Source organism: Pseudomonas sp. FW305-96, assembly GCF_058783825.1.
In genome coordinates this window covers 36,389-52,896 of the sequence record NZ_JBYSYW010000003.1, presented here as the reverse complement: position 1 = coordinate 52,896, position 16,508 = coordinate 36,389, and the positions used below count along the sequence as shown (strand labels likewise).

Here is a 16,508-nt window from a genome sequence, read left to right as displayed (position 1 = left end):
TGGGAACACGAGCAACAATGGCTAAGGTATTCGCAATCGCGAACCAGAAGGGTGGTGTGGGCAAGACCACCACCTGCATCAATCTCGCCGCATCGCTGGCCGCGACCAAGCGTCGCGTGCTGCTGATCGACCTCGATCCACAGGGCAACGCCACCATGGGCAGCGGTGTGGATAAGCACGAGCTCGAGCATTCGGTGTACGACCTGCTGATCGGGGAATGCGACCTGGCCCAGGCCATGCACTACTCCGAACACGGTGGTTACCAGCTGTTGCCGGCCAACCGCGACCTGACCGCCGCCGAAGTGGTGCTGCTGGAAATGCAGATGAAGGAGAGCCGTCTGCGCAACGCGTTGGCGCCGATCCGCGAGAACTACGACTACATCCTCATCGACTGCCCGCCGTCGCTGTCGATGCTGACGCTCAATGCGCTGGTCGCCTCCGATGGCGTGATCATCCCCATGCAGTGCGAGTACTACGCGCTGGAAGGGTTGAGCGACCTTGTGGATAACATCAAGCGCATCGCCGCCCGGTTGAACCCGGAGCTGAAGATCGAAGGCCTGCTGCGGACCATGTACGACCCGCGTCTGAGCCTGAACAACGATGTTTCGGCGCAGCTCAAGGAGCATTTTGGCGAGCAGCTGTACGATACGGTGATCCCGCGCAACATCCGCCTGGCGGAGGCGCCGAGCTTCGGCATGCCGGCACTGGCCTACGACAAGCAATCCCGTGGCGCGCTCGCCTATCTGGCGCTGGCCGGGGAACTGGTCCGTCGGCAGCGTCGTCCCTCACGCATTGCACAAACAACTTAAGGAATCCGCATGGCCATCAAGAAACGCGGTCTCGGACGTGGGTTGGATGCACTGCTCAGTGGTCCTTCCGTCAGCGCGCTCGAAGCGCAGGCTGTCAAGATCGACCAGAAGGAACTGCAACACCTGCCGGTCGAGCTGATCCAGCGCGGCAAGTACCAGCCGCGTCGCGACATGGATCCCGAGGCGCTGGAAGAACTGGCGCACTCGATCCGCACCCATGGCGTCATGCAGCCGATCGTGGTTCGCCCGATCGGTGACAACCGCTACGAGATCATCGCCGGTGAGCGCCGCTGGCGCGCCACCCAGCAGGCTGGCCTGGATACCGTTCCGGCCATGGTCCGCGAAGTACCCGACGAAGCCGCCATTGCCATGGCGCTGATCGAGAACATCCAGCGCGAGGACCTCAACCCGCTGGAAGAGGCGCTCGCCCTGCAGCGTCTGCAACAGGAATTCGAACTGACCCAGCAGCAGGTGGCCGATGCCGTCGGCAAGTCGCGGGTCACCGTGGCCAACTTGTTGCGGCTGATCTCGCTGCCCGAGGCGATCAAGACCATGCTCGCCCATGGCGACCTGGAGATGGGCCACGCCCGCGCCTTGCTCGGCCTCGAGGAAGATCGGCAGGAAGAAGGGGCGCGTCATGTTGTCGCACGCGGCCTCACCGTGCGCCAGACCGAGGCACTGGTGCGTCAGTGGCTCAGTGGCAAACCTGAGCCGGTCGAGGCGAGCAAACCTGATCCGGATATCACGCGTCTTGAACAGCGTCTGGCAGAGCGCCTGGGCTCGGCGGTACAAATTCGCCATGGCAACAAGGGCAAAGGCCAGTTGGTTATTCGCTACAACTCCCTTGACGAGTTGCAAGGCGTGCTTGCTCACATCCGCTGAAACAATTCCTGTTGTAGCGCGCAGTCGGAAATCACTACCCAAGAGTTGAATAGGGGTTAATCCACCCCTATACTCTGCGCGCATTTTGTCGGCACAAATTATGCCAAGTCATTGTTGACGAGGCGGTCGACTTTCGAGGAGCAGTTGTGATGGAAATCCGCACGCCAAACCGCCTGCCTTTCCATCGCTGGGCGGTTTTTCCGGTACTGCTGGCTCAATTTGTCGTACTGCTGCTGGCAACGCTGGTGTTGTGGCAGTGGAAAGGGGTAGTCAGTGGATATTCAGGCCTTTGCGGAGGTTTGATTGCCTGGCTGCCCAATGTGTATTTCGCCTGGAAGGCTTTTCGCTTCAGCGGAGCCCGGGCGGCGCAGGCCATCGTCAAGTCGTTTTACGCGGGCGAGGCAGGCAAGATGATTTTGACGGCAGTGCTGTTTGCACTGACCTTTGCAGGAGTGAAGCCATTGGCGCCGTTGGCAGTATTCGGCGTCTTCGTGCTGACCCTTTTGGTCAGCTGGTTCGCGCCCCTGCTGATGAATAAAAGACTTTCGAGACCTTAGGGCGTTTGAGGCAACCATGGCAGCAGAAACCGCTTCGGGCTATATCCAGCACCACTTGCAGAACCTGACCTACGGTCAACTACCAGACGGCAGCTGGGGCTTGGCCCATTCGGCTGCAGAAGCCAAGGCAATGGGCTTCTGGGCGTTCCACCTGGACACCCTGGGTTGGTCCGTTGCGCTGGGTCTGATCTTCCTGTTCATATTCCGCATGGCGGCTAAAAAGGCCACTTCCGGCCAGCCTGGCGCCCTGCAGAACTTCGTCGAAGTGCTGGTGGACTTCGTCCACGGCAGCGTGAAGGATTCCTTCCACGGCCGCAGCCCGGTGATCGCCCCGCTGGCGCTGACCATCTTCGTCTGGGTATTCCTGATGAACGCCATCGACCTGGTACCGGTCGACTGGATTCCTCAGCTGGCCATCCTGATCTCCGGTGATCCGCACATTCCGTTCCGCGCGGTGTCGACCACCGACCCGAACGCCACCCTGGGCATGGCCCTGAGCGTGTTCGCGCTGATCATCTTCTACAGCATCAAGGTCAAGGGCATCGGCGGCTTCATCGGCGAGCTCACCCTGCACCCGTTCGGTAGCAAGAACATCTTCGTGCAGATCCTGCTGATCCCGGTGAACTTCCTGCTCGAGTTCGTCACCCTGATCGCCAAGCCGATTTCGTTGGCACTGCGTCTGTTCGGCAACATGTACGCCGGCGAGCTGGTGTTCATCCTGATCGCGGTGATGTTCGGCGCCGGCATCCTCTGGCTCAGCGGCCTGGGTGTGGTGCTGCAGTGGGCGTGGGCGGTGTTCCACATCCTGATCATCACCCTGCAAGCTTTCATCTTCATGATGCTGACCATCGTCTACCTGTCGATGGCTCACGAAGATAACCATTAAGACCGCCTGGCGTGTCTGATAGCCTTCCCCGCCCGTCTGGGGGGAGGGCTTAAAAAGTCCGCAAGGGCATGCTGTATCAAACGATTTGTTTTACCGCTTCAAACTAAAAACCTAACCAATACGACGTAAAAGTCGGGAGGAAAGATGGAAACTGTAGTTGGTCTGACCGCTATCGCTGTTGCTCTGCTGATCGGCCTGGGTGCTCTGGGTACCGCCATTGGTTTCGGCCTGCTGGGCGGCAAGTTCCTGGAAGGCGCTGCTCGCCAGCCAGAAATGGTTCCAATGCTGCAGGTCAAGATGTTCATCGTTGCCGGTCTGCTCGACGCCGTCACCATGATCGGTGTTGGTATCGCTCTGTTCTTCACCTTCGCAAACCCCTTCGTTGGTCAGATCGCCGGCTAATCACTCGTTTCCAACGAGTGAAAGGCTGTGATGAACAAAGACCGAGCGAGGTGTTGGCGTGAACATTAATGCAACCCTGATTGGCCAATCCGTTGCTTTCCTGATTTTTGTGCTCTTCTGCATGAAGTACGTATGGCCTCCGGTCATCACTGCTCTGCAAGAGCGCCAGAAGAAGATTGCTGACGGCCTGGACGCTGCCAATCGCGCTGCTCGCGACCTGGAGCTGGCCCAAGAGAAAGTGGGTCAGCAACTGCGTGAAGCGAAGGCACAGGCAGCCGAAATCATTGAGCAAAGCAAGAAACGCGCTGCTCAGCTTGTCGAGGAAGCCCGTGAACAGGCCCGCGTCGAAGCTGACCGTGTGAAGGCTCAGGCTCAAGCCGAGATCGAACAGGAACTGAACAGCGTCAAAGACGCCCTGCGTGCCCAAGTGGGTGCCCTGGCTGTTGGCGGTGCTGAAAAGATCCTTGGCGCCACAATCGATCAAAACGCGCATGCGGAGCTGGTTAACAAACTGGCCGCTGAAATTTAAGCGAGGGCGATCATGGCAGAACTGACCACGTTGGCCCGACCTTACGCTAAGGCTGCCTTCGAGCATGCCCAGGCCCATCAGCAACTGGCCAATTGGTCAGCCATGCTCGGCCTGGCTGCTGCGGTGTCGCAAGACGACACCATGCAGCGCCTGCTCAAGGCCCCGCAACTGACTAGCGCAGAAAAGGCCGCCGCATTCATTGAAGTGTGCGGTGACAAGTTTGACGCCAAGGCACAGAATTTCATTCATGTTGCCGCGGAAAACGAACGTCTCCTGCTTCTGCCGGAGATTTCGACTCTGTTCGACCTGTACAAGGCCGAGCAAGAGAAATCCGTGGACGTGGAAGTCACCAGTGCTTTTGCGTTGAACCAAGAACAGCAAGACAAACTCGCCAAGGTTCTCAGTGCACGGTTAGGCCAGGAAGTGCGCCTGCACGCGTCGGAGGATGCCAGCCTGATCGGCGGCGTCGTCATCCGCGCTGGCGACCTGGTAATCGACGGTTCGGTTCGCGGGAAAATCGCGAAACTGGCCGAAGCCTTGAAATCTTGAGTTTGAAGGGGCAGCAGAGCAATGCAGCAACTCAATCCTTCCGAAATTAGTGAAATCATCAAGGGCCGCATCGACAACCTCGATGTCGGCTCCCAAGCCCGTAACGAAGGTACCGTCGTTTCGGTTTCCGACGGCATCGTGCGGATCCACGGTCTGGCCGACGTCATGTACGGCGAAATGATCGAGTTCCCTGGCAGCGTATTCGGCATGGCCCTGAACCTGGAGCAAGACTCCGTAGGTGCAGTGATCCTGGGTGCCTATGACACCCTCGCCGAAGGCATGAGCGCCAAGTGCACCGGCCGCATCCTGGAAGTTCCGGTTGGTAAGGAACTGCTGGGTCGCGTCGTCGACGCACTGGGTAACCCGATCGACGGCAAAGGTCCTCTGGGCAACACCCAGACCGACGCGGTCGAGAAAGTAGCTCCAGGCGTGATCTGGCGTAAGTCGGTAGACCAGCCTGTACAGACTGGCTACAAGTCCGTCGACGCTATGATCCCTGTTGGCCGTGGCCAGCGTGAGCTGATCATCGGTGACCGTCAGATCGGCAAGACCGCCATGGCCATCGACGCCATCATCAACCAGAAAGACTCCGGTATTTTCTGCGTTTATGTTGCAGTCGGCCAGAAGCGTTCCACCGTTGCCAACATCGTTCGCAAGCTGGAAGAAGCCGGCGCCCTGGCCAACACCATCGTGGTTGTTGCCAGTGCTTCGGAATCCGCCGCACTGCAGTTCCTGGCGCCTTATGCCGGCTGCACCATGGGCGAGTTCTTCCGTGACCGCGGTGAAGACGCCCTGATCGTTTACGATGACCTGTCCAAGCAGGCCGTTGCCTACCGTCAGATCTCCCTGCTGCTGCGCCGTCCACCAGGACGTGAAGCGTACCCAGGCGACGTGTTCTATCTCCACTCCCGTCTGCTGGAGCGTGCATCGCGCGTTTCCGAAGAGTACGTCGAGAAGTTCACCAACGGTGCCGTAACTGGCAAGACTGGCTCGCTGACCGCTCTGCCGATCATCGAAACCCAGGCTGGCGACGTTTCCGCGTTCGTTCCGACCAACGTGATCTCGATCACCGACGGTCAGATCTTCCTGGAATCGGCCATGTTCAACGCAGGTATCCGTCCTGCCGTTAACGCCGGTGTGTCGGTATCCCGTGTTGGTGGTGCCGCCCAGACCAAGATCATCAAGAAGCTGTCCGGTGGTATCCGTACCGCCCTGGCCCAGTACCGTGAACTGGCGGCCTTCGCCCAGTTTGCTTCGGACCTGGACGAGGCTACCCGCAAGCAGCTGGAGCATGGTCAGCGCGTTACCGAGCTGATGAAGCAGAAGCAGTACGCGCCAATGTCGATCGCCGACATGGCCCTGTCGCTGTACGCCGCTGAGCGTGGTTTCCTGACCGACGTAGAAGTCTCCAAGGTTGGCAGCTTCGAGCAAGCTCTGATTGCCTACTTCAACCGTGATCACGCCGAACTGATGGCCAAGATCAACGTGAAGGGTGACTTCAACGACGAAATCGACGCTGGCATGAAAGCCGGTATCGAGAAGTTCAAGGCCACCCAGACCTGGTAAGCCGCAGCGGGGGCTCCGGCCCCCGCTTGCTAACCTGATAGGTGATACATGGCAGGCGCAAAAGAGATTCGCAGTAAGATTGCGAGCATCAAAAGCACGCAAAAAATTACCAGCGCCATGGAGAAAGTGGCGGTCAGCAAGATGCGCAAGGCACAAATGCGCATGGCTGCTAGCCGTCCTTACGCGGAGCGTATCCGCCAGGTGATCGGTCATCTGGCCAACGCCAACCCGGAATACCGCCACCCGTTCATGATCGAGCGCCCTGTAAAGCGCGCTGGTTATATCGTGGTGAGCAGTGACCGTGGTCTGTGCGGTGGCTTGAACACCAACCTGTTCAAGGCCCTGGTCAAGGACATGAGCGAAAACCGCGAACAGGGCGTTGAAATCGACCTGTGCGTGATCGGCAGCAAGGGTGCGACTTTCTTCCGCATCTTTGGCGGCAACGTCGTAGCCGCGATCAGCCACCTGGGCGAAGAGCCATCGATCAACGATCTGATCGGCTCCGTCAAAGTGATGCTGGACGCCTACCTCGACGGCCGTATCGATCGCCTCTCGGTGGTTTCGAACAAGTTCATCAACACCATGACCCAAAAACCGACGGTCGAGCAGTTGGTACCGTTGGTGGCAACCCCGGATCAGGAACTCAAGCACCACTGGGACTACCTGTACGAACCCGACGCAAAAGAGCTGCTGGACGGCTTGATGGTGCGTTACGTGGAGTCGCAGGTGTACCAGGCGGTGGTCGAGAACAACGCTGCTGAACAAGCGGCCCGGATGATCGCCATGAAGAACGCCACAGACAACGCCGGTGATTTGATCAAAGAGCTTCAGTTGATCTACAACAAGGCGCGTCAGGCTGCGATCACCCAGGAGATCTCGGAAATCGTCGGCGGCGCTGCCGCGGTTTAACGGTTCAAAAATTCAGAGGATCCAGCTATGAGTAGCGGACGTATCGTGCAAATCATCGGCGCCGTCATCGACGTGGAATTCCCACGTGATGCCGTGCCGAGTGTTTACAACGCGCTGAAAGTACAAGGCGCGGAAACCACCCTGGAAGTTCAGCAGCAGCTGGGCGACGGCGTGGTTCGTACCATTGCGATGGGCTCGACCGAAGGTCTGAAGCGCGGTCTGGATGTCGTCGACACCAAGGCTGCCATCTCGGTACCCGTCGGCAAGGCAACCCTGGGCCGTATCATGGACGTCCTGGGCAACCCGATCGACGAAGCCGGCCCGATCGGCGAAGAAGAGCGTCGCGGTATCCACCAGCCAGCGCCTTCGTTCGCTGACCAGGCAGGCGGCAACGACCTGCTGGAAACCGGCATCAAGGTTATCGACCTGGTCTGCCCGTTCGCCAAGGGTGGTAAGGTTGGTCTGTTCGGTGGTGCCGGCGTCGGCAAGACCGTGAACATGATGGAACTGATCCGTAACATCGCCATGGAACACAGCGGTTACTCCGTGTTCGCTGGTGTGGGTGAGCGTACTCGTGAGGGTAACGACTTCTACCACGAGATGAAGGACTCCAACGTTCTCGACAAGGTAGCGCTGGTCTACGGTCAGATGAACGAGCCACCAGGAAACCGTCTGCGCGTAGCGCTGACCGGCCTGACCATGGCTGAGAAGTTCCGTGACGAAGGTAACGACGTTCTGCTGTTCGTCGACAACATCTATCGTTACACCCTGGCCGGTACCGAAGTATCCGCACTGCTGGGCCGTATGCCTTCGGCAGTAGGTTACCAGCCGACCCTGGCCGAAGAGATGGGCGTTCTGCAAGAGCGTATCACTTCGACCAAGGAAGGTTCGATCACCTCCGTCCAGGCCGTATACGTACCTGCGGACGACCTGACCGACCCGTCGCCAGCGACCACCTTCGCCCACTTGGACGCCACCGTCGTTCTGTCCCGTGACATCGCTTCCCTGGGTATCTACCCAGCGGTCGACCCACTGGACTCGACTTCGCGCCAGCTGGACCCGAACGTGATCGGCACCGAGCACTACGACACCGCTCGTGGCGTTCAGTATGTTCTGCAGCGCTACAAAGAGCTGAAGGACATCATCGCGATCCTGGGTATGGACGAACTGTCCGAAGCCGACAAGCAACTGGTTGCCCGCGCTCGTAAGATCCAGCGCTTCCTGTCGCAGCCGTTCTTCGTGGCCGAAGTCTTCACCGGCTCGCCAGGCAAGTACGTTTCGCTCAAGGACACCATCGCTGGCTTCAGCGGCATCCTCAAAGGTGACTACGACCACCTGCCAGAACAAGCGTTCTACATGGTCGGCAGCATCGACGAAGCGATCGAGAAAGCCAAGAAACTGTAATCCCGGCGCCCCGCAAGGGGCGCTAATCAGGTTGAGGCAAGCAGATGGCTATGACAGTCCATTGCGATATCGTCAGCGCGGAAGGAGAGATCTTCTCCGGCCTGGTCGAGATGGTAGTAGCGCACGGCAACCTGGGCGATCTGGGTATCGCTCCAGGCCACGCGCCGCTGATCACCAATCTCAAGCCTGGTCCGATCACGCTGACCAAGCAAGGTGGCGATCGTGAGGTGTTCTACATCTCCGGTGGCTTCCTCGAAGTGCAGCCGAACATGGTCAAGGTTCTTGCCGACACCGTGCAGCGCGCTGCCGACCTGGACGAAGCTCAGGCTCAGGAAGCCCTCAAGGCTGCTGAGAACGCGCTGAACGCGAAAAGCTCGGACTTCGACTACGGTGCTGCTGCCGCACGTCTGGCCGAAGCTGCAGCTCAGCTGCGTACTGTCCAGCAATTGCGCAAGGGCAAGTAACCTGGCCTTGGCCGGTCACTTCCAATGCGATTGAGTTAAAGGGTAGCCTCGGCTACCCTTTTTCTTTTCTGAATTTCCCCTTTGGTCACGTCCCTGACCGCTTAGGATTGGTAGCCAGTCAATGTCCCTTGATATCGTCATTCTCGCCGCAGGCCAAGGCACCCGCATGCGCTCCGCGCTGCCCAAGGTACTGCACCCGGTCGCCGGCAACTCCATGCTCGGCCACGTTATCCACAGCGCACGCCAGTTGCAGCCCAAGGGTATTCACGTGGTTATCGGCCATGGCGCGGAGTTGGTGCGCGAACGCCTTGCAGCGGACGATCTGAATTTCGTCCTGCAGGACAAGCAATTGGGCACCGGCCATGCGGTGGCCCAGGCGCTGCCGGCGATCACTGCCGACACCGTGCTGGTGCTCTACGGCGATGTGCCGCTGATCGAGGTGGAAACCTTGCAGCGCCTGCTGGCCAAAGTCAGCGAGCAACAGCTCGGGCTGCTCACGGTGACCTTGCAGGACCCGACCGGCTATGGCCGCATTGTGCGTGACGCCGCGGGCAAGGTGGCGGCGATCGTCGAGCACAAGGACGCCAGCGAAGCGCAGAAGGCGATCAAGGAAGGCAACACCGGTATCCTCGCCATGCCGGCCGCGCGCTTGGCCGACTGGATGGGACGCCTGTCCAACAACAATGCCCAGGGCGAGTACTACCTCACCGACGTGATTGCCATGGCCGTGGACGATGGCTTGGTGGTCGCCACCGAGCAGCCCCACGACCCGATGGAAGTGCAAGGCGCCAACGACCGCCGCCAGCTTTCGGAACTCGAGCGTCACTACCAGCTGCGCGAAGGCCGTCGCCTGATGGCCCAGGGCGTCACCCTGCGCGATCCGGCGCGCTTCGATGTGCGCGGTGAGGTGACCGTCGGCCGGGATGTACTGATCGATATCAACGTCATTCTCGAAGGCAAGGTAGTCATCGAGGACGACGTGCAGATCGGCCCGAACTGCGTGATCAAGGACAGCACACTGCGCAAAGGCGTGATCATCAAGGCCAACAGTCATATCGAAGGCGCGGTGATGGGCGAGGGCAGCGATGCCGGCCCGTTCGCCCGCTTGCGCCCAGGCAGCGTGCTGGAGGCCAAGGCACATGTGGGTAACTTCGTCGAGCTGAAGAATGCGCACCTGGGCGAGGGCGCCAAGGCCGGCCACCTGACCTACCTGGGCGACGCCGAGATCGGCGCCCGCACCAACATCGGCGCTGGCACCATCACCTGCAACTATGACGGTGCCAACAAGTTCCGCACGGTGATGGGTGAGGACGTGTTCATCGGCTCCAACAATTCGCTGGTGGCCCCTGTGGAAATCCAGGCCGGGGCCACTACCGCAGCGGGCTCGACCATCACCCAGAAGGTTGAAGCCGGACAGTTGGGCGTGGCACGTGCGCGCCAGCGCAATATCGAAGGCTGGAAGCGGCCGGAGAAAATCAAGCAGAGCTGAGTTATCCACAGCGCGTTTTGCACAGGCCGACTTATGTGAATAAGTCGGCCTTTTTATTTTCCGGTCCTGCTGACTTGACGAATCGTTTGACTTAGGTTTTGATTGCAACACTTATCTTTCGAATCGAAACTTAACCGAAATGTCGAAACGAAATACTCCCCAACGTCGCCACAACATCCTGGCCTTGCTCAACGAGCAGGGCGAGGTCAGTGTCGACGCTTTGGCCAAGCGTTTCGAAACCTCCGAAGTGACCATCCGCAAGGATCTGCACGCCTTGGAGGCCAACGGCCTGCTGCTGCGCCGCTATGGCGGCGCGGTGACGATGCCTCAGGAGCTGCTGGGCGACACGGTTCAGCCGGTGTCCCTCTACAAGCAGGCCATCGCTCGTGCGGCGGTGGAACGCATCCGTGAACATGCGCGCATCATCATCGACAGCGGCAGTACCACGGCGGCGATGATCCCGCAGCTCGGGCGCCAGCCAGGCCTGGTGGTGATGACCAACTCGCTCAATGTGGCCCGGGCTATCAGCGAACAAGAGCATGAACCTGTGCTGCTGATGACTGGTGGTACCTGGGACCCGCACTCGGAGTCCTTCCAGGGCCAGGTGGCCGAGCAGGTACTACGCTCATACGACTTCGACCAGCTGTTCATCGGTGCCGACGGCATCGACCTGGAACGTGGCACAACCACCTTCAACGAACTGCTGGGATTGAGCCGGGTCATGGCCGAAGTGGCCCGCGAGGTCATCGTCATGGTCGAGTCGGATAAGGTCGGCCGCAAGATCCCCAACCTCGAGCTGCCCTGGGGCAGCGTGAACACCCTGATTACTGACGATCGCCTGCCCGCCGAGGCACGCGACCGGATTCAAGCCCGCGGCATCACCCTTATCTGCGCCGCTATCAGCTAGGAGCAACATCTTATGTGTGGAATCGTCGGTGCCGTTGCTGAGCGCAATATCACAGCCATTCTCATCGAAGGCCTCAAGCGTCTGGAGTACCGTGGTTATGACAGCGCCGGCCTGGCCGTCCTGACCCAGCAAGGCGCGCTCGAGCGTCGCCGCCGCATCGGCAAGGTCAGCGAACTGGAAGGCGCGGTTGCCGCCGACCCGCTGGCTGGCCAACTGGGCATCGCCCACACCCGTTGGGCCACCCATGGCGCGCCGACCGAGCACAATGCCCACCCGCACTTCTCTGGCCATGAAGTGGCGGTGGTGCACAACGGCATCATCGAGAATCACGAGGAACTGCGCGAAGAGCTCAAGGGCCTGGGCTACACCTTTGTCTCGCAGACCGACACCGAGGTGATCGTGCACCTCATCCACCATCTGCTCAAGACTATCCCCGACCTCACCGATGCGCTCAAGGCAGCGGTAAAACGCCTGCATGGCGCCTATGGCCTGGCCGTGATCAGCGCCAGCCAGCCTGACCGTCTGGTGGCTGCCCGCAGTGGTAGCCCCCTGGTGATCGGCCTGGGTCTCGGTGAAAACTTCCTGGCCTCGGATCAACTGGCCCTGCGCCAGGTCACCGACCGTTTCATGTACCTGGAAGAGGGCGATATCGCCGAGATTCGTCGCACTCAGGTGCAGATCTGGGACCAGGCCGGTCAGCCGGTCCAGCGGGAGACGGTGCAGTACCACGAAGGTGCGGAAGCCGCCGAGAAGGGCAACTACCGCCACTTCATGCTCAAGGAGATCCACGAGCAACCCGGCGTGGTACAGCGCACGCTGGAAGGTCGCCTGGGCAATGACCATGTGATGGTGCAGGCCTTCGGTCCACAGGCCGCCGAGCTGTTCGGCAAAGTGCGCAATGTGCAGATCGTCGCCTGCGGTACCAGCTACCACGCCGGCATGGTCGCCCGTTACTGGCTCGAAAGCCTGGCCGGCATCCCTTGCCAGGTGGAAGTTGCCAGTGAGTTCCGCTATCGCAAGGTGGTGGTGCAGCCGGACACGCTGTTTGTCTCCATCTCGCAATCCGGCGAGACCGCCGACACTTTGGCTGCCTTGCGCTATGCCAAGGAGCTGGGTTTCCTCGGCAGCCTGGCCATCTGCAACAAGGGCATCAGCTCGCTGGTGCGTGAATCCGACCTGACCCTGCTGACCCTGGCCGGGCCGGAGATCGGCGTTGCCTCGACCAAGGCCTTCACCACCCAGCTGGTCTCGCTGATGCTGCTGACCCTGGCCCTCGGCCAGGTGCGCGGTACCCTCGAGGCCGGTGTCGAAGCCGAGTTGGTGGACGAGTTGCGCCGCCTGCCGGCGCGCCTGAGCGAAGCGCTGGCGATGGATGGCGTGGTCGAGAAGATCGCCGAGCTGTTCGCCGACAAGCACCACACCCTGTTCCTTGGCCGCGGTGCCCAGTACCCGGTGGCCATGGAAGGCGCGCTCAAGCTCAAGGAAATCTCCTATATCCACGCCGAAGCCTATCCGGCCGGTGAGCTCAAGCATGGTCCTCTGGCGTTGGTGGACAACGATATGCCCGTGGTGACCGTGGCTCCTAACAACGAACTGCTGGAAAAGCTCAAGTCGAACCTGCAGGAAGTCCGAGCCCGTGGTGGCGAGCTGGTGGTGTTCGCCGACGAGAATGCTGGCATGAGCAATGGCGAAGGCACCCACGTGATCAACGTGCCGCACATCAACGATGCGCTGGCGCCGATCCTCTACACCATCCCGCTGCAACTGCTGTCCTACTACGTCGCCGTGCTCAAGGGCACCGACGTAGACCAGCCGCGCAACCTGGCCAAGTCAGTGACGGTGGAGTAACGCTACTGCTGTTGCAAAGGGAGGGCGCCGCACAGGCGCCCTCCCTTTATGCTGTCTTCCTTCCTCTCAAAGTCTCCTTCGCAACCTGTTCGAGCAGGTAAAAACGCATATTCGATATGCAGTGCTGGTGCATCGCGTAATCGAGAAACGTCATATCCTTCTGCTGCTCGATGAAGCCGTGCCTTGCGGCCTAGCGATGCAGCGACACACTGGTCGACCCAGGATGGGCGATCCGACAACAAGAACAAGAGAAGTCATCGACATGGATGTGAGATGTGATCAGCTCAAGACGCTGACGGGCACGCTGTGCCTGGCATTTGCCAGCGGCCTGCCACTGTCGGCTGCGGCGGCCTATCAGGACACTGGCCGCCTGGGCGACCCCGCCAGCTGGCGCTCGGTCGAATACCTGCAGGACTGGGGCCTGGAGCGCATGCAGGCGAGCCAGGCCTATGCCGCCGGGTTCACCGGTGCCGGGGTCAGCATCGGCGCCCTGGACTCGGGATTCGATCCCGCCCATCCCGAAGCCAGCCCCGGGCGTTTCCACGCGGTCACTGCCACCGGCCAGTACCTGGACGGTACCCCGTTCAGTGTGTCCGGGGTGCTCAATGGCGCCAACGACAGCCATGGTACCCATGTCACCGGCACCATGGGCGCGGCCCGTGATGGCGTGGGCATGCACGGCGTGGCCTTCAATGCCCAGGTATACGTGGGCAACACCAACAAGAATGACAAGTTCCTGTTCGGCACCGATCCCGATCCGCGGTATTTCAAGGCGGTCTACGACGCCCTGGTGGATGCCGGGGCTCGGGCCATCAACAACAGCTGGGGCAGCCAGCCCAAGGATGTCAGCTACCAGACCCTCGGCGACCTGCGCGCGGCCTACGCCCAGCATTTCCAGCAGGCCACCTGGCTCGATGCCGCTGGCGATGTGGCGCGTCGGGGTGTGATCAATGTGTTCAGCGCCGGCAACAGCGGCTATGCCAATGCCAGCGTGCGCTCGGCGCTGCCGTACTTCCAGCCGGAACTGGAAGGCCACTGGCTGGCGGTATCGGGCCTGGACAAGAACAACCAGCAGAAATACAACCAGTGCGGCATCGCGAAGTACTGGTGCCTGGCGACTCCGGGGGCGGCAATCAGCAGTACCGTGCCCGGTGGCGGCTATGCCACCTACAACGGTACTTCGATGGCCGCGCCCCATGCTACCGGGGCTTTGGCTGTGGTCATGGAGCGTTATCCCTATCTGAACAACCAGCAGGCCCTGCAAGTGCTGCTGACCACTTCGCGCCAGCTCGACGGCTCGCCGACCCAGGCACCCAGCGAGCGGGTGGGCTGGGGCGTCCCGGACCTGGGGCGGGCCTTGCACGGCCCAGGGCAGTTGTTGGGGGAGTTCAACGTCAACCTGGAGCGTGGGCAGGGCGATAGCTGGAGCAACGGCATCTCCGACCAGGCGCTGGTGCAGCGTCAGGCCGAGGACGTCGCGGAACGTCAGGCCTGGCAGCAGACCCTCAAGGATCGCGGCTGGGAGCATGGCCTGGCAGCGGGCGCCAGCCAGCAGGACCGCAGTGACTATGCCCTGGGCATGGCCCGTGACGCAGCGGCTGCGCAGCGGGTTTACCAAGGCAGCCTGGTCAAGTCCGGGGCCGGCTGGTTGGTGCTCACGGGTGACAGCAGCTACCGCGGCCCGACCCGCGTCGATGGCGGGTTGCTGGCGGTTAACGGCAGCCTGCAATCAGCGGTGACGGTCAATGCTGGCGGTACAGTGGGCGGCAATGGCCGGGTCGCTGCCCTGATCGCCAACGCTGGGGGCGTGGTGGCCCCGGGTAACTCCATCGGTACCTTGAATGTCGCCGGCAACCTGGACTTGCAGCCGGGTTCGACCTATCAGGTGGAGCTGTCGCCCACGGCCAGTGATCGACTCGTGGTGGATGGTCAGGCCAGCGTCGGTGGCGCCAACCTCAGCCTGGTGCCCCAGGCTCGGCCGAACCTGCTGGCCGGTGGCCCGGTCACCAGCCTGGTAGGGCGCCAGTTCGACATCCTGCAGGCAGCAGGCGGCGTCGATGGGCGCTTTGCCCAGGTCCAGCCCGGCTACCTGTTCCTTGGAACCGTGCTCGACTATTCCGCCAACGGCGTGCAGTTGGACGTGACGCGCAGCGCCGCAACGTTCGACAGCGTCGCGGCCACGCCCAACCAGCTCGCCAGCGGCGCCGCCGTGGAGCGCCTGGGGCCGGGCAACCCGGTGTATGAAAGCCTGCTGCTCTCGACCTCGGCGAACCAGGCCCGGGACGGCCTGCGCCAGCTCGCCGGGGAGATCTATCCGGCGCTGGACTCGATGCTGCTCAGCCAGGGCTCGGTGTTGCGTGACGCCTTGGGCGAGCGTGTGCAAGGCGCCGCACTGCCTGCCAATGCGCCTGGGACGACGGCGCCCGAGACAGGCTCGACCCAGCTCTGGCTCAAAGGCCTGGGCAGTTGGGGGCGCATCGAGGGCGTGCAGGGCAGCGAGTCCTATACCAGCTCCCTGGGCGGCATGCTGCTGGGCTTGGACCGGGACTTCGACGAGCAGACCCGCGCCGGCCTGGCCGTTGGCTACAGCGACAGCTCCCTGGGCATGGGCGGCAGCCACTCCCGGGCCACGGTCGACAGCTACCACTTGGGCGCCTATGTCCGCCACGACGTCGACCAGCTGCGCTTGAGCCTGGGCGGTAGCTACAGCTGGCACCGTGCCGAAGTTCGCCGCGACCTGGCCTATGCCGAGGTGTCCGGCCGCCAGCGCGCGCGGATTGATGCCCGCAGCCAGCAGCTGTTTGCCGAGGCGGCCTATCGCTTGGCGTTGCCGGCGGTGCAACTGGAGCCGTTCGCCAACCTGACCTACCAGCACCTGGACCGTGATGGCTTCCATGAGAAAGGCGATGCCGCAGCGTTGCAGGCGGGCGACGAGCAGCGTGATGCCTGGTTAAGCACCTTGGGCCTGCGTGGGCGCCAGCAATGGCAAGTGGGCCCGCAGCAGGACCTGCAGCTGGCGGCGAGCCTGGGCTGGCAGCACCGGCTGAGTGGAACCCAGGACCGCGAGCACCTGGCCTTTGCCGGCAGTGACCTGCCGTTCCGGGTGGAGACGTCGCCGGCCTTGCGCGATGCCGCGCTGGTCGGGCTCCAGGCACGGGTGGGACTGACCCGCGACCTGGACCTGAGCCTGGACTACCAGGGGCGCCTGGCCAGTCGTGAACAACAGCATGGCGCGGGGCTCAACCTGCAATGGCGTTTCTGAGGCGTCGTGGCGCCAGTTGTTGCAATACGGAGTTCGACCAACGCG

Annotated in this window: 15 protein-coding genes; all 15 read left to right on the top strand. The window is 61.5% G+C overall.

What is annotated here, in order from left to right; translation table 11 throughout:
- Positions 1–17 precede the first annotated feature (17 nt).
- The 15 genes from AC3WL2_RS03010 to eprS all read left to right on the top strand — a co-directional run bounded on the left by AC3WL2_RS03010 (position 18) and on the right by eprS (position 16,463).
- Positions 18–809 carry a ParA family protein gene (locus tag AC3WL2_RS03010; RefSeq protein WP_023628558.1) on the top strand — a complete coding sequence of 264 codons (792 nt, stop codon included), beginning with the start codon at positions 18–20 and terminating at the stop codon, positions 807–809.
- Between the two features lie 9 nt (positions 810–818).
- Positions 819–1,691 (top strand): ParB/RepB/Spo0J family partition protein, encoded by an 873-nt coding sequence (locus tag AC3WL2_RS03005; protein WP_023628559.1) that lies wholly within the window; start codon positions 819–821, stop codon positions 1,689–1,691.
- 149 nt (positions 1,692–1,840) lie between these two features.
- Positions 1,841–2,248, top strand: coding sequence for a F0F1 ATP synthase subunit I (locus AC3WL2_RS03000; RefSeq protein WP_011536507.1), 408 nt, complete (start codon positions 1,841–1,843; stop codon positions 2,246–2,248).
- Between the two features lie 16 nt (positions 2,249–2,264).
- Positions 2,265–3,134 (top strand): F0F1 ATP synthase subunit A, encoded by an 870-nt coding sequence (atpB, locus tag AC3WL2_RS02995; protein ID WP_023628560.1) that lies wholly within the window; start codon positions 2,265–2,267, stop codon positions 3,132–3,134.
- 144 nt (positions 3,135–3,278) lie between these two features.
- A complete protein-coding gene (atpE, locus tag AC3WL2_RS02990; RefSeq protein WP_003097235.1) occupies positions 3,279–3,536 on the top strand; it encodes a F0F1 ATP synthase subunit C in 258 nt (85 codons plus the stop codon).
- A 58-nt stretch (positions 3,537–3,594) separates the two neighbouring features.
- Positions 3,595–4,065 carry a F0F1 ATP synthase subunit B gene (locus AC3WL2_RS02985; RefSeq protein ID WP_102683388.1) on the top strand — a complete coding sequence of 157 codons (471 nt, stop codon included), beginning with the start codon at positions 3,595–3,597 and terminating at the stop codon, positions 4,063–4,065.
- Between the two features lie 12 nt (positions 4,066–4,077).
- Positions 4,078–4,614 carry a F0F1 ATP synthase subunit delta gene (locus AC3WL2_RS02980; protein WP_023628561.1) on the top strand — a complete coding sequence of 179 codons (537 nt, stop codon included), beginning with the start codon at positions 4,078–4,080 and terminating at the stop codon, positions 4,612–4,614.
- Positions 4,615–4,635: 21 nt separating this feature from the next.
- Entirely contained in the window at positions 4,636–6,180 is a 1,545-nt protein-coding gene (gene atpA, locus AC3WL2_RS02975) for a F0F1 ATP synthase subunit alpha (RefSeq protein WP_038707082.1), read from the top strand.
- A gap of 48 nt (positions 6,181–6,228) precedes the next feature.
- The gene (atpG, locus tag AC3WL2_RS02970; RefSeq protein WP_102683389.1) at positions 6,229–7,089 is read left to right on the top strand and encodes a F0F1 ATP synthase subunit gamma; all 861 of its coding nucleotides are present in this window, start codon (positions 6,229–6,231) and stop codon (positions 7,087–7,089) included.
- Positions 7,090–7,116: 27 nt separating this feature from the next.
- A complete protein-coding gene (atpD, locus tag AC3WL2_RS02965; RefSeq protein ID WP_023628563.1) occupies positions 7,117–8,493 on the top strand; it encodes a F0F1 ATP synthase subunit beta in 1,377 nt (458 codons plus the stop codon).
- Positions 8,494–8,537: 44 nt separating this feature from the next.
- Entirely contained in the window at positions 8,538–8,957 is a 420-nt protein-coding gene (locus AC3WL2_RS02960; protein WP_011536500.1) for a F0F1 ATP synthase subunit epsilon, read from the top strand.
- A 121-nt stretch (positions 8,958–9,078) separates the two neighbouring features.
- Positions 9,079–10,446 (top strand): bifunctional UDP-N-acetylglucosamine diphosphorylase/glucosamine-1-phosphate N-acetyltransferase GlmU, encoded by a 1,368-nt coding sequence (gene glmU, locus AC3WL2_RS02955; RefSeq protein WP_102683390.1) that lies wholly within the window; start codon positions 9,079–9,081, stop codon positions 10,444–10,446.
- Between the two features lie 139 nt (positions 10,447–10,585).
- Complete coding sequence (locus AC3WL2_RS02950) at positions 10,586–11,353, top strand: DeoR/GlpR family DNA-binding transcription regulator (RefSeq protein ID WP_046857650.1); 768 nt, start codon at positions 10,586–10,588, stop codon at positions 11,351–11,353.
- Positions 11,354–11,365: 12 nt separating this feature from the next.
- Positions 11,366–13,201 (top strand): glutamine--fructose-6-phosphate transaminase (isomerizing), encoded by a 1,836-nt coding sequence (gene glmS / locus AC3WL2_RS02945; protein ID WP_102683391.1) that lies wholly within the window; start codon positions 11,366–11,368, stop codon positions 13,199–13,201.
- Positions 13,202–13,463: 262 nt separating this feature from the next.
- Positions 13,464–16,463, top strand: coding sequence for an autotransporter serine peptidase EprS (gene eprS, locus AC3WL2_RS02940; RefSeq protein WP_102683392.1), 3,000 nt, complete (start codon positions 13,464–13,466; stop codon positions 16,461–16,463).
- Positions 16,464–16,508: the final 45 nt, after the last annotated feature.

Excerpts from the sequence above, each read along its gene's own strand:
- AC3WL2_RS02980 (WP_023628561.1), top strand. The coding sequence starts at position 4,078 with ATGGCAGAACTGACCACGTTGGCCCGACCTTACGCTAAGGCTGCCTTC.
- eprS (WP_102683392.1), top strand. The coding sequence starts at position 13,464 with ATGGATGTGAGATGTGATCAGCTCAAGACGCTGACGGGCACGCTGTGC.
- atpG (WP_102683389.1), top strand. The coding sequence starts at position 6,229 with ATGGCAGGCGCAAAAGAGATTCGCAGTAAGATTGCGAGCATCAAAAGC.
- AC3WL2_RS03000 (WP_011536507.1), top strand. The coding sequence starts at position 1,841 with ATGGAAATCCGCACGCCAAACCGCCTGCCTTTCCATCGCTGGGCGGTT.
- AC3WL2_RS02960 (WP_011536500.1), top strand. The coding sequence starts at position 8,538 with ATGGCTATGACAGTCCATTGCGATATCGTCAGCGCGGAAGGAGAGATC.
- atpD (WP_023628563.1), top strand. The coding sequence starts at position 7,117 with ATGAGTAGCGGACGTATCGTGCAAATCATCGGCGCCGTCATCGACGTG.
- AC3WL2_RS03010 (WP_023628558.1), top strand. The coding sequence starts at position 18 with ATGGCTAAGGTATTCGCAATCGCGAACCAGAAGGGTGGTGTGGGCAAG.
- atpE (WP_003097235.1), top strand. The coding sequence starts at position 3,279 with ATGGAAACTGTAGTTGGTCTGACCGCTATCGCTGTTGCTCTGCTGATC.
- atpB (WP_023628560.1), top strand. The coding sequence starts at position 2,265 with ATGGCAGCAGAAACCGCTTCGGGCTATATCCAGCACCACTTGCAGAAC.
- atpA (WP_038707082.1), top strand. The coding sequence starts at position 4,636 with ATGCAGCAACTCAATCCTTCCGAAATTAGTGAAATCATCAAGGGCCGC.
- glmS (WP_102683391.1), top strand. The coding sequence starts at position 11,366 with ATGTGTGGAATCGTCGGTGCCGTTGCTGAGCGCAATATCACAGCCATT.
- AC3WL2_RS02950 (WP_046857650.1), top strand. The coding sequence starts at position 10,586 with ATGTCGAAACGAAATACTCCCCAACGTCGCCACAACATCCTGGCCTTG.
- glmU (WP_102683390.1), top strand. The coding sequence starts at position 9,079 with ATGTCCCTTGATATCGTCATTCTCGCCGCAGGCCAAGGCACCCGCATG.
- AC3WL2_RS03005 (WP_023628559.1), top strand. The coding sequence starts at position 819 with ATGGCCATCAAGAAACGCGGTCTCGGACGTGGGTTGGATGCACTGCTC.